This window comes from Pseudoalteromonas sp. BSi20495 (genome assembly GCF_000241185.1).
Classification (GTDB): Bacteria; Pseudomonadota; Gammaproteobacteria; order Enterobacterales; family Alteromonadaceae; genus Pseudoalteromonas; species Pseudoalteromonas fuliginea.
The window spans coordinates 1-11,525 of record NZ_BADY01000089.1; the positions used below are offsets into that span (position 1 = coordinate 1).

Here is an 11,525-nt window from a genome sequence, read left to right on the forward strand (position 1 = left end):
TTAATGCTGGTTTTTTGTTATTTTACGTTTTAAATTAAAAACTCATTTTATGATGGGTTACATCATATTCACTGCCAGTACTACTGGGCTTCTTATTTAATATAAAGTACTGAGTAAATTGTGTTTCACTCATTGCTGGCACTTTTTCATTCGAAAGTAGCTCGGCTAATTGCGGTGTTGTATTACTGTGCCCAATAACAACAACTACACCTTTTAGTTTTAGTAACTCATTTTTTAAATCACTTAGCTCACCTGCGTTATACACATTTACGTCGATATTAAAATATGCCTGCAAAGGAGCTGCTGTTTGTAACGTACGTTTATAGTTGCTGCTGAAAATATGTATCTTTTGATATTCTTTAAAAAAAGTAACTAAATTATTTGCACGTGCCTTTCCCGCCTCTGAGAGCGCTGGATTTTTACCCGCTAATTTTTCGCTATGACGAAACAAATATATTTCATCCGGTGTTGCAAATGCCAAACTACAATTAAATAACATAACTAAAAAAATGATTGCTAATATTATTTTATTATTCATATTTTTTTACCTCGTTTGTATTCTAATAGTCTGTCGATGAATTCAGTCGTTAGTTCATTGATTACGCCAGTTTCAGCATTAACTATTAAGCTAAAACCAATATTTAAGTGAGGAAATACAACCACATCACTTCTATAGCCTTGAACCCACCCGCTATGATAATAAAGCGTTTCTTCCGCGTAGCTATAAACACGCCAGCCTAAGCCGTAGTATGCTTCATTAAGGTGCTTTTTCCACACCCTGCGATACAGTTCTTTTTTTGTATGTGTATAAGGACGTGTTTGTTTTGCTAACGCATCTAGCGATAGAACATCAGGGTATTGTCCTAGTTGCGCTTTTAACCAAATAGCCATATCACTAGCACTGGCATTAACACCTGCAGCGGGCCCTACTTTATAGTAATTTTTTTTAAGTTTAGCAGTATACCAACGCTTTTTACCACGCACGTGAGGGAGTGCAAAATTTTTATCTTTTACCATACCATCATAACCTAAACTGGCATCTGCCATTTTCAGAGGTAAAAAAACAGCTTTACTTAACCATTGGGAATAATTTTTATTTGTAGCGTGAAAAATCACATCGTCAATTAAGCTAAACATTACATTTTGATAACCGTAGCATTGTCCGGGTTCACAAATTGGCTTAACGCTAAGTAGCTTTTCAACAATATCGGGGTAGCGCATACGCGACTCAATTAAGTTATCGTATGCATTTGGTACTAAACCACTTGAGTGACTTAAAAGGTGAAATACTTTTAAATCATCTTCATACACTGTGTTTTTGAACTCTGGAATATAATTACTTATTGGTTCATCTAACCTTAATATCCCGTCAGAGGCTAGCTTTGCAGCTAACGAACCTGCAAAGGTTTTAGACACAGATGCCAATCTAAAACGAGTATGAGCATCAACACTTTGCCCATTACGTGCTTTGGTAGCTCCTATCGGATGAATGTAGTCACTATTTTGAATATTAACTATCGATAATGCCGCACCGGGAATACCTTTACTCTTTAGTTTCTTTTCGACATAGCGACCGTACTTTTTTACAAATGAATCCCAACCGGGATCCGTTTTTGCTACGACATCTATGGAGCTAAGCAATAAACACAGCGCTAAAAGGCTATACAATACAGGAGGGAGGTACTTCATTTTTTATAATTTTTATCTTTTTAAACTACATCTAGGTACATAATATCATGAAGTTTTGTTTGGACTAACGTACAATACGACGATTATTGTATTTTTAGTGGGTGTGAAGTACTTATGCGTTTTTTAGTTGTGTCACTTTTTATTTTATTTTTAAGCGGGTGTGTTATCACAAAACAACCAGCGGAGCCTTTGGCTATGCCGTTGAAGCCTAACTTAAAAAGCCAAACATACCAGCTTGAATATGAAACGACTCATTCGTCACCAAAAGTTAAATCTGTTCAATTACCTGCGCATAAAGTTATAAAAAATCAAACTGTTAAGATAATTTCAGACAAAGCAAGCCTAACAGACACACTATTATCGCAAATAAGCCAAGCATTAAACGACAAAGCATTAAAAGTAACGACAAAAAATAATAGTGACTATGTTCTTACTATACAGCAGCTTGATTTGTCATTTACAGACGATACAAAATATTTAATTAAACAGCCACAAAAACCCTTTTCGTTTTATACAGAGGTTGCCCAACAGTACCCAATTCAACAATGTGCCACTATTTTTGCTCAAGTCAGCATGCGTCTAACTCATAAAAAGTCTGGCGACATTGTCTGGTTTGCTAAGTCTTCAATCGACAGCGCAAGCTTTCATCGTGAGCCGCTAGTGTATAGTTTTAATGAAGAACAAAAAATTACGAATGAATTAGAAGTTGTTGCCTTTATCCACCAGCAAAATACAGAAGAGGCACGTTTAGCAAGGTTAGGTAAAGAAATACAAATTCCTAGCTACAAAACACTATCTAAGTTATCAAGCTTAACAAAGCTTAGCGGTCCATGTAATCGTACAGAAATAAGTGCATTAACCCCAATGATGCAATTTTATTTAAGCAGTATATTAATCGATAAAATTAAAGTTCAGTAATTTCTAATGTTTGCTACATTTTTTTACAGATTTAAGGAACGTATTAACAATATACTACGCTTTATAACATATAATAATTAGGCTCTTTTGAGATGAAAAACGCTTTACTTAATTATACTTTTTTTATCATTACACTCCTATGTATGAGTATTTTTAGTACTTCAAGTATGGCAAGTAATCGTTATTATGCTGATAACACCTTAGAGCCAACTCAAGGTTTTGCATGGGATTGGAGCGCTGGTGTTGGTTATCATATCGGTGACTCTTACCTAATAGGTGTCGACTCTTATGACCATGGAATGCTGGTTGACTTAACACTTGCCCTATCTTATGAAAATTTTTATCTCGACTTTGATCATAATCAACTAAGTGGCGGCCTTGTTGTAGGTTACAGCCTGATAGACAAGTTTGATTGGGGTCTCGATATTTTAGGTACAAATGTTCAAAGTGGCTTTAACGATAAAGGACTTGGTCTATACAATGATGGCATTATCGATGAGTTAAGGGGTATAAAAACACGTAACTACGATTTTGATACCGGACTCAGATTAACTCGTCGATTTGAAAACTCACAAATTTCTTTTGAATACCTTCATGACATTTCTGGCACACATAATGGCTGGATCGTAAATACCTTTTTTAGCCATATTTTACCCTGGCGTAACTGGGAGTTTAGAACTGGAGTTGGGTTGAGTGCTTACTCTAGTGACTTCACCAATTATTATTTTGGTATAGACAGTAGTGAAGCGACGAGTGATCGTCCAATTTATAGAACAAATGCAAGTAGCAGTATGATGTTTGAATTCCATGCTGAGTACCCAATTAACCAAGATTGGGTCTTTTTAGCAGGATGGCTGACGACTTGGTTTTCAAATGAGATTGATGAAAGCCCTATTATTACTCGAAGATATCAACACCAAGCCAAGGTAGGCCTTCGTTATGTATTTTAGATGGGTCTGTGCTTTTCTGCTTTTCCCTACGGCATTTTTATCAAAAGCAGATGAAATGCCCAATGCGCTTATTGCGCTTCCAGATACTTGTGTCGCACTTAGAGAAGGAAGAAACTGTTATGCTGATATCACTCTAACATGGCATCAGCCAACGTTTGGCAATTACTGCTTACGCGATGCGACCTCAAAGTACATTATGCAATGCTGGCTTAAACAAAAGGAAGGAACTTTTAATTATGCTTTTGATTCACAGCAGAGTATCTCATTTGAGCTCTTTGATAGTAATACATCTAAAGTTATTAGCCTTACAGAAGTAAAACTACAGTGGGTATATCAAAACAGACAAAAGAAACGCCGTTGGCGATTATTTTAATAAACACATTAAGGATAATTTATGAATAACTACGGCACTATTTTACTCGTTGAAGATGATGTATCGCTCGCTCAGTGGGTTGCAGAATACTTAACGGAGCAAGGTTATACGACCCATGTATGCCATCGAGGCGACGAGGTTATTGGCCAAGTAAAAACCTTAAACCCTAGCATTGTCCTACTTGATATTATGCTTCCTGGACAAGACGGAATTAGCGTATGCAGAGAACTGCGTAGCTTTTATAACTCCCCTATTATAATGCTCACCGCACGCGATGAAGAAATGGATGAAGTAATAGGGTTAGAAGTTGGTGCAAGTGACTATGTCATGAAACCAGTTCGCCCTCGTGCACTTTTAGCTAGAATTAAAGCTGCACTTCGCCAAAATAATGAACCAAACAAATCACTGGCAAACGAAAAATTAATAACGGTTGGCACGCTGAGTATTAACACAGAATCTAGAAGCGTAAAATTAAACGATCTTGATATAAATATATCCAGCGCAGAGTATTTACTTCTTCACTATTTAACGAGTAATGCGGGTCAAGTCGTATCACGTGATGCTGTTTTTAAAGCAACAAAAGGCCGTGAGTATGACGGCTTGGATAGAAGTGTTGACGTACTTATTTCAGCACTGCGCAAAAAATTTAATGATGATCCACAAAATCCGACTAAAATTAAAACTATATGGGGACGAGGTTACTTACTCGTATCTACCGCATGGTAAAAAGTGATACATAAGTGAAGAAGTTTTATATTTCACTACTTAGCAGTGCGCTTTTATCTATCGTTGTACTTGGCTGGTTAATTGATGCATTTAGCCAACAAACACAAACCTCAGAAGATGAATTTAGTGTGCAAAGTAAGATGATAATGGGCTTTAGCAAACAATTAGCTAATATCCCAACTTCTGAACGTGGTCGTTATGTAAAGCAACTAGCGAATGAGTTTAATTTATTAATTGATTACAAGCACAATGAATCTCTCGCACTACCTCCTTCATTATTATTACAGATGCACACTGCCGGTGGGTTGATTTTAGAAGATCAACAAGGCTTCTATATGCTTTATAGTAGTCAAATATTAAGCCCCTTTCATATATCAATGCGGTTAGACAAACGCGTAGATACTGAGCAGCGCAATGATATATTTTTAACACTACTATTTTATGCTGGTTTGTGCGTATTTATGGGGTTTATTATTACCCCTCTTGCAAAGCGCTTAACAGTCTTAAATGAAGCAGCTAAAAAGTTTGCCTCAGGTAATGTACAAGCAAGAATTAAAGTATCGCACTTCACCTACATAAAAGATGTAGAGCTCACATTTAACAGAATGGCCAGTCAGATAGAAAAACTAGTCGCCGAAAATAAACTAATGGCGTCAAGCTTATCTCACGATATTCGTACACCCATTGCGTGCCTGCGCTTTGGATTAGATGCGGCTATTGATAGCTATGATGAGCAACAAATAAAAAAATATTTATCCCGTATGGAAAGCGATTTAGACCATATGGAGTCTATGTTAAAAAGCTATTTAGCCTTTGCAACGCTTGAGCAAAATGCCAACAAATTGACCTACTCTTCAACTAATATTAAGCACTATCTCAGTGATATATTAATACAACTTGCACCTAAATTTGAATCGCAAATGCTCAACGTACAACTTAATAGCTCAAGTGACATTATCAATGCCGACTTACATTGGCTTGCTCGTGCAATAACTAACTTATTAAATAATGCTTGTGACTTCGCAGAGCTACATATTTATCTAAGTGCTAAAGTGTACGAACACCAGCTTGTAATCACTGTTGAAGACGATGGCCCTGGTATAGCAAAAGAAAATTTTAACAACGTATTTAGCCCATTTTTCAAAGAAGAAGAACATCGTAACCGCGCAGATAAAAGCTATGGGCTAGGCCTTGCGATTGTTGAAAAAGTAGCTGATTGGCATCATGGCAGCGTAAAAGTAAGTAAAAGTAACCAATTAGGTGGAGCCTGCTTTACACTCATTATCGATCAACATCACAAAGCGTAAAGCATTAATTACACCCTGTAATTAACATTTTAAAAACAAAAAAACCTGTTAACTATAACTATACAGTAACATTTATTAAAAACATCGCGTATACCATACTACTGGCATACTAAATTGTGTGAGATCAGCAAATAAGCACTTTTTATTTTTTTACATTTCCAGTAGATTGTCTGCGCCGTCAAAAAATAGAGAAGTACAATAATATGAGCGCAGTTAGAGGCGAGTTTAGTTCTCGTTTTGGTTTTATTATGGCCGCCGCAGGTTCTGCTGTTGGCTTGGGTAATATTTGGGGATTCCCTACACAAACAGCCAGCAATGGTGGTGCTGCTTTTTTAGTTGCATATTTAGTACTCGCGTTCTTTTTGGCTTACCCAGCTTTAATGGCCGAACTTATGATTGGTCGCCATGGTCAAGCAAATGCAGTTTCATCGCTTCAAAAAATATCTAATAGACCTTGGCAAAAACACTTCGCGTTTATTGTGGGTTTTGGCGGTATTTTATGTGCTGGATTTATATTAAGTTTTTACGCGATTGTTGCCGGTTGGATGCTCAGCGCAACAGCAGAGCCAATAGCGACGCTTGTTGGTGCAAACTCTACATCCACATGGCTAAGCGAGCAATCACTTACGCGAAATATTATATTTACTATGATCTTTATCGTATTAACCGTCGCTATTATTAGTCGAGGTGTTGAAAATGGTATAGAAAAATGGTCAAAGCGTTTAATGCCTGCATTACTGGGAATTTTATTTTCATTAATTGCTTATGTAATGACGCAAAATGGCGCAATGGAAGGCTTAAAGGCGTACTTAGTTCCTGATTTTTCTTCTATTTTTGATCCTCAGTTATTAGTCAGTGCGTTAGGCCAAGCTTTTTTCTCATTATCATTGGGTACCAGTGTAATGATTATTTATGGCTCATACATTAGTAAAAAAGAGAACCTCGTTTCATTAGGTGCTTATGTAACTCTTATTGACGTCTTCATTGCCTTTGTAGCAGGTTTACTTATTATTCCTGCAATGTATGTCGCTCAAGCACAAGGCGTAGAAATATTTTCACCGGTAACAGGGAAGCTGTTATCAGAAGATACATTAGTATTCCAAGTACTACCTGCATTATTTGATGGTATGGGTAGCGTAGGCTTATTTGTTGGCTTTGCATTTTTTGCGTTGATGAGCATAGCAGCGCTAACGTCATCAATCTCAATGCTTGAAGCACCGGTATCATACACAGTAGAACGCTTTGCAATGAAACGTGTGCAAGCTACTTGGTTCATTGGCGCTTTAATTGCTGTCGTTAGTATTACAATTGTATGCAATCTCAGCTCTTTATTTGGTCTGGTTATAACACTTACAACGAAAGTTGCCCAACCACTATTAGGGTTAATGTGTTGCATATTTGTTGGTTGGATTTGGTACAGGGGTTCACTACTCAAAGCTATTCAGCAAGGAAACCCTGAAGTCCATAATACATTTTTTTGGAAAATATGGCCTTGGTATACTAAGTTTGTATGCCCACTAGCAATAGGTACAGTTTTTTTACATTCGTTATTAGGTTAAGCACTATAAAAATAGCCCACATTTGTGGGCTATTTTGTTAGCTATTAAATTAAGTCACTTAGCGTAACTAAAATCACTAAACCACTTTTAAAATCATGTCTTGATGAGGAATACCATCTTCAAGGTACTCTTCCCCCACACTTTCGAAACCAAATGAGCGATAAAAGTCGAGTAAATATGTTTGCGCGCCAATGTAAATATCACGCTCAGGCCACTGGTCTTTACAACAATTTATAGCTGTAACTACAAGCTCACTTGCATAACCTTTGCCTCGTACCTTTTCATTCACTAAAACACGCCCTATTGAGCTGTACTGCGCGTTTCTATCATAACAACGAGCGTAGCTAAGCAACTTATTATTATCAATGCTATATATGTGCCGAGTAGTTACAGCAACATCATGATCATCAAGCTCTGGGTAAGGACAAGCCTGCTCAACTACAAACACATCCACCCGACCACGAACAATAGTAAAAAGTGTATGTGTATCAAAAGCCTCAAATGACTCACATTTAAACTGCATATTAAATCCTATAGACAAAAAACCCAGCCTAAGCTGGGTTTATTTAAATCACTGGCGAGTATTAAGCAAATAAACGCTCTAACTGATCACAAAGCTGTGAAAGATTAACATGATCATGCTCTATTGTTACGTCAATATAACCATCACCTTTAAAAGCACGATCGAGCTCAATTAAAACATGTGTTTTATGCGCTTCCGGCACAAACGACAATTCAATTTCCTGAATGCCAAATAAGCTTCTGCTATTAGGTTTATATTCAAGCTCTTGATAACAGCCAGATACAGACTGAAATGTAGATGCGCGTAAATGCCCCTTCTCCACATCAGCTTTAGCTAAGCTAAAACCTAATTTTTCCATTGCCTGCATACAGGTTTTAACTGCTTCATTAGGGTAAATATGCAAATGGTCTTTATCAGTAGGGTCAAGTGCTAAATCAATATCCAAACCAGTTTCTAGCCAAACGTGAGATTGATTGTAACCTGCATTAATTTCTGTAATTGGTGTTTCAGAGTGAAGACGCGCCTCAAAAGGAATACTTTTAACTTCGCCAGGCTCAATTGTACCAATTTCAGTGATGCGCCACTGATCAATTACATGATTAGTAAAATAATCCCCATCATCTCCTGCTACTTTAACACGAGTCATTAGTAGCAAATCTAAGCCTGATATTTCTTGGCTTACATCACCTGCAGTAATTACAATTTGTGCATTGAAAAGCTGACCTGGTTGCAAGTGCTCTGTCTCTAAAATAGTGTCTACTTTAGCGGCACCAATACCTACCGATGCTAAAATCTTTTTAAACATATATTTCTCCTTAAGCTGAGCGGCTCTGTTATATGCTCTAACTTAAACCTCTTCGTTATCGCATCTTAACCATATTTAAAAGCGGTTGTCAGTGAAAAAGTGTTATTTACATGCTATTTACGATTAAATACGTGTTATATGAGCATTTTTCATACGCAGTAAAGTATCAACTTCATTAAATGAGCATGTCTTTACACTATATTTATTTTCATTGATATGAGTTTTTCGCTACACTGCAATACCAAATGAAGTGATATTAAGAATTATGGAACTAATCTATTTTGCTACCGCGTTTGTTTGTGGTTTTGCTGTTTACCAATTAAAACTACCTCCTCTTATTGGCTTTTTATTAGCAGGCTTTGCTTTAAATTTATCGGGTTATAAAAGTACAGAACTGCTTGATACAATTGCAGCCCTTGGTGTTACCCTTTTATTATTCAGCATTGGCTTAAAACTCAAAGTTAATAGCTTAATGAAACCGCAAGTCTGGGCACCAGCCACGCTTCACATTATTTTTAGTAGTGCTTTATTCAGTGGCTTTATGTTATTGCTTGGGGTCTTCGCCCTCCCTCTTTTTGTCGACTTGAGTTGGCAAAGCGCCTTATTAGTTGGATTTGCCCTAAGTTTTTCTAGTACTGTATTTGCGGTGAAAGTACTCGAAGAACGCGGAGAAATGGCAAGCTTACACGGCAAAATTGCCATTGGTATATTGGTAATGCAAGATATATTCGCCGTAATATTTTTAGCAATTAGTACAGGCAAAGTCCCTAATGTTTGGGCGTTAGCGCTTATTGTTGCTCTACCTTTATTGCGCCCTCTTATGTACTGGGTGCTTAATCGCTCTAAACATGGTGAGCTACTCCCATTATTTGGCTTTTTCTTTGCGCTTATTGCAGGTTATAACTCATTTGAATATGCAGGCCTTAAAGGTGATTTAGGAGCACTTATAATAGGAATGATGTTTGCACCGCATAAAAAAGCTGGCGAATTATCAAAATCGTTACTTAATTTAAAAGATATATTACTGGTTGGTTTTTTCTTAAGCATTGGCTTAAATGCCGAGCTAACGATTAATTCTTTAATTATTGCCATCATACTTATTTTTGTATTACCGATTAAAATAGCCCTTTATTATTTATTTACAAATGCATTTAAACTACGTGCTCGTACGTCGCTACTTACAGCCTTTAGTTTATCCAATTACAGTGAGTTTGGCCTTATTGTATGTGCGGTAGCGGCTACAACGGGGATGATTACCTCTGAATGGTTAGCGGTAATGGCTATCGCTGTCTCTATCACCTTTGTGATTGCATCTCCTCTAAACAAGCGTTCCAACGAGTTATATGTAAAAGTAGAACATTGGCTATTAAAGTTCGAAAGTAAAACACGCTTAGCAGAAGAACTACCTGTAAATCTGAACGATACTAAAATAGTTATTTTTGGAATGGGTCGAATTGGTACTGGTGCATACGAAACAATTAACGCTACGCACCCAAATTTAGTTGCTGGTATTGACATAAAACCTGAGGTGGTTGATAAACATATTAATAGAGGCAGAAAAGTGCTGATTGCAGATGCAACCGATCCCGACTTTTGGCAACGCGTAAACCACTCTCATGTAGAAATGGTTATGCTTACAATGCCAAAGCATATGCAGAATATTTTTGCTTTAGAGCAGCTCCAAGCCTCAGGTTATAAAGGTCAGGTAACTGCCATTGCAAACTACCCAGATCAACAAAAAGAGCTTGAGGATATGGGCGTACACTCGACCTATAACTTTTACCTAGAGGCTGGTAGTGGTTTTGCTGAACATGTAAAACAAAAACTGTTTACGTAAAGTGAGATATAGTCCTTAATAATTACTAAAGATAATTTAACCTTTTTTCCTACACGGATGTAGGTAATGGGCGTTATCAGAACGTAGAAACGTGTTAATAATTTTTATTTAGAACAACTAGGTAAAAAAATTTGCCTAGTTCGGCGCAATTTTCTTACCGTTAAATAGACTCCATATAGAAGCAGATTGGTATAAATCCCCCCAAGTTAGAACAAATTTTAATCCGGAAAGATCAACAAGCACCAGCTAAAAAATAAAAATAATGAACTATACATTTATTTTAATACTTTTTGATGACTGAAAATCAATTCTATTTACATTCCTTTACAAGCGGGCCAACTAACATGTAAAAAAACAGGTAGACTGTTCGTGTTGGTTAAATAAGCTTCATGTTCTAAGACTTAATTAATTAGACTCCAGCTAATTAAAGTTCAACTAAGTTTAATTTTCTAACATAAATTCTTAATTAAGAGGGCCTACTCCCTCACTCAATAGGCTGTTTCTTGCCCGTCACAGCCTATTTTATTTCCTTAAAACACCTTACACTTAACTATGTCTTATACATTGAAGTAAGTGAATGGATCCAGAACAATTAAAACTTGCCATTAATACCAAAATGCCGTTTGGAAAATATGCAGGACGCCCATTATTAATGCTGCCAGAGCCTTATCTTGTGTGGTTTAAGCAACAAGGCTTCCCTGATTCAAAACTAGGTAGTCAATTAGCAATGATGTACGAAGTAAAGTTGAATGGGCTTGAGCAAATGTTGATGCCGTTATTAGAAAAAAAATAAAATAATTGGAAACTATTTTTAAAATACACGGTCTACTACTTTGCT

The 11,525-nt window shown here is 36.8% G+C and carries 12 protein-coding genes; 8 read left to right on the forward strand and 4 right to left on the reverse strand.

All coding sequences use genetic code 11. The features are described 5' to 3' along the window. Positions 1-34: 34 nt before the first annotated feature. Both P20495_RS07950 and P20495_RS07945 read right to left on the reverse strand, forming a co-directional pair. Positions 35-538, reverse strand: coding sequence for a histidine phosphatase family protein (locus tag P20495_RS07950; protein ID WP_007377786.1), 504 nt, complete (start codon positions 536-538; stop codon positions 35-37). Further along, positions 535-1,689 carry a serine hydrolase gene (locus P20495_RS07945; RefSeq protein ID WP_008136941.1) on the reverse strand — a complete coding sequence of 385 codons (1,155 nt, stop codon included), beginning with the start codon at positions 1,687-1,689 and terminating at the stop codon, positions 535-537. Before P20495_RS07945 ends, P20495_RS07950 begins: the two co-directional genes overlap by 4 nt. Before the next feature lie 114 nt (positions 1,690-1,803). On the opposite strand from P20495_RS07945, the gene P20495_RS07940 reads away from it, so the two are divergent. The 6 genes from P20495_RS07940 (at position 1,804) to P20495_RS07915 (ending at position 7,522) form a co-directional block, all read left to right on the forward strand. Continuing rightward, positions 1,804-2,607, forward strand: coding sequence for a hypothetical protein (locus P20495_RS07940; protein ID WP_008136942.1), 804 nt, complete (start codon positions 1,804-1,806; stop codon positions 2,605-2,607). 92 nt (positions 2,608-2,699) lie between these two features. Then, positions 2,700-3,557 carry a MipA/OmpV family protein gene (locus tag P20495_RS07935; protein WP_007377789.1) on the forward strand — a complete coding sequence of 286 codons (858 nt, stop codon included), beginning with the start codon at positions 2,700-2,702 and terminating at the stop codon, positions 3,555-3,557. Next, entirely contained in the window at positions 3,547-3,930 is a 384-nt protein-coding gene (locus P20495_RS07930) for a DUF3019 domain-containing protein (RefSeq protein WP_008136943.1), read from the forward strand. Before P20495_RS07935 ends, P20495_RS07930 begins: the two co-directional genes overlap by 11 nt. A gap of 21 nt (positions 3,931-3,951) precedes the next feature. Continuing rightward, positions 3,952-4,656 carry a response regulator transcription factor gene (locus tag P20495_RS07925; RefSeq protein ID WP_008136944.1) on the forward strand — a complete coding sequence of 235 codons (705 nt, stop codon included), beginning with the start codon at positions 3,952-3,954 and terminating at the stop codon, positions 4,654-4,656. 14 nt (positions 4,657-4,670) lie between these two features. Further along, the gene (locus P20495_RS07920; protein WP_007377792.1) at positions 4,671-5,963 is read left to right on the forward strand and encodes an ATP-binding protein; all 1,293 of its coding nucleotides are present in this window, start codon (positions 4,671-4,673) and stop codon (positions 5,961-5,963) included. 203 nt (positions 5,964-6,166) lie between these two features. Further along, positions 6,167-7,522 carry a sodium-dependent transporter gene (locus P20495_RS07915; protein ID WP_008136945.1) on the forward strand — a complete coding sequence of 452 codons (1,356 nt, stop codon included), beginning with the start codon at positions 6,167-6,169 and terminating at the stop codon, positions 7,520-7,522. Positions 7,523-7,598: 76 nt separating this feature from the next. On the opposite strand, the gene P20495_RS07910 is transcribed toward P20495_RS07915, so the two are convergent. Together P20495_RS07910 and P20495_RS07905 are read right to left on the reverse strand one after the other, a co-directional pair. Continuing rightward, entirely contained in the window at positions 7,599-8,045 is a 447-nt protein-coding gene (locus tag P20495_RS07910) for a GNAT family N-acetyltransferase (RefSeq protein WP_008136946.1), read from the reverse strand. A 61-nt stretch (positions 8,046-8,106) separates the two neighbouring features. Next, positions 8,107-8,850, reverse strand: coding sequence for a sporulation protein (locus tag P20495_RS07905; RefSeq protein WP_007377795.1), 744 nt, complete (start codon positions 8,848-8,850; stop codon positions 8,107-8,109). Between the two features lie 265 nt (positions 8,851-9,115). On the opposite strand from P20495_RS07905, the gene P20495_RS07900 reads away from it, so the two are divergent. Both P20495_RS07900 and P20495_RS07895 read left to right on the forward strand, forming a co-directional pair. Then, on the forward strand, positions 9,116-10,687 hold the full coding sequence (locus tag P20495_RS07900) for a cation:proton antiporter family protein (RefSeq protein WP_008136950.1): 1,572 nt from the start codon (positions 9,116-9,118) through the stop codon (positions 10,685-10,687). A gap of 577 nt (positions 10,688-11,264) precedes the next feature. Beyond that, positions 11,265-11,480, forward strand: a complete 216-nt coding sequence (locus P20495_RS07895) for a DUF3820 family protein (protein WP_008136951.1) — start codon at positions 11,265-11,267, stop codon at positions 11,478-11,480. Positions 11,481-11,525 lie beyond the last annotated feature (45 nt).

Coding starts and splice junctions, on each gene's coding strand:
- P20495_RS07940 (WP_008136942.1), top strand. CDS start 1,804: ATGCGTTTTTTAGTTGTGTCACTTTTTATTTTATTTTTAAGCGGGTGT.
- P20495_RS07930 (WP_008136943.1), top strand. CDS start 3,547: ATGTATTTTAGATGGGTCTGTGCTTTTCTGCTTTTCCCTACGGCATTT.
- P20495_RS07935 (WP_007377789.1), top strand. CDS start 2,700: ATGAAAAACGCTTTACTTAATTATACTTTTTTTATCATTACACTCCTA.
- P20495_RS07915 (WP_008136945.1), top strand. CDS start 6,167: ATGAGCGCAGTTAGAGGCGAGTTTAGTTCTCGTTTTGGTTTTATTATG.
- P20495_RS07895 (WP_008136951.1), top strand. CDS start 11,265: ATGGATCCAGAACAATTAAAACTTGCCATTAATACCAAAATGCCGTTT.
- P20495_RS07945 (WP_008136941.1), bottom strand. CDS start 1,689: ATGAAGTACCTCCCTCCTGTATTGTATAGCCTTTTAGCGCTGTGTTTA.
- P20495_RS07905 (WP_007377795.1), bottom strand. CDS start 8,850: ATGTTTAAAAAGATTTTAGCATCGGTAGGTATTGGTGCCGCTAAAGTA.
- P20495_RS07950 (WP_007377786.1), bottom strand. CDS start 538: ATGAATAATAAAATAATATTAGCAATCATTTTTTTAGTTATGTTATTT.
- P20495_RS07925 (WP_008136944.1), top strand. CDS start 3,952: ATGAATAACTACGGCACTATTTTACTCGTTGAAGATGATGTATCGCTC.
- P20495_RS07910 (WP_008136946.1), bottom strand. CDS start 8,045: ATGCAGTTTAAATGTGAGTCATTTGAGGCTTTTGATACACATACACTT.
- P20495_RS07900 (WP_008136950.1), top strand. CDS start 9,116: ATGGAACTAATCTATTTTGCTACCGCGTTTGTTTGTGGTTTTGCTGTT.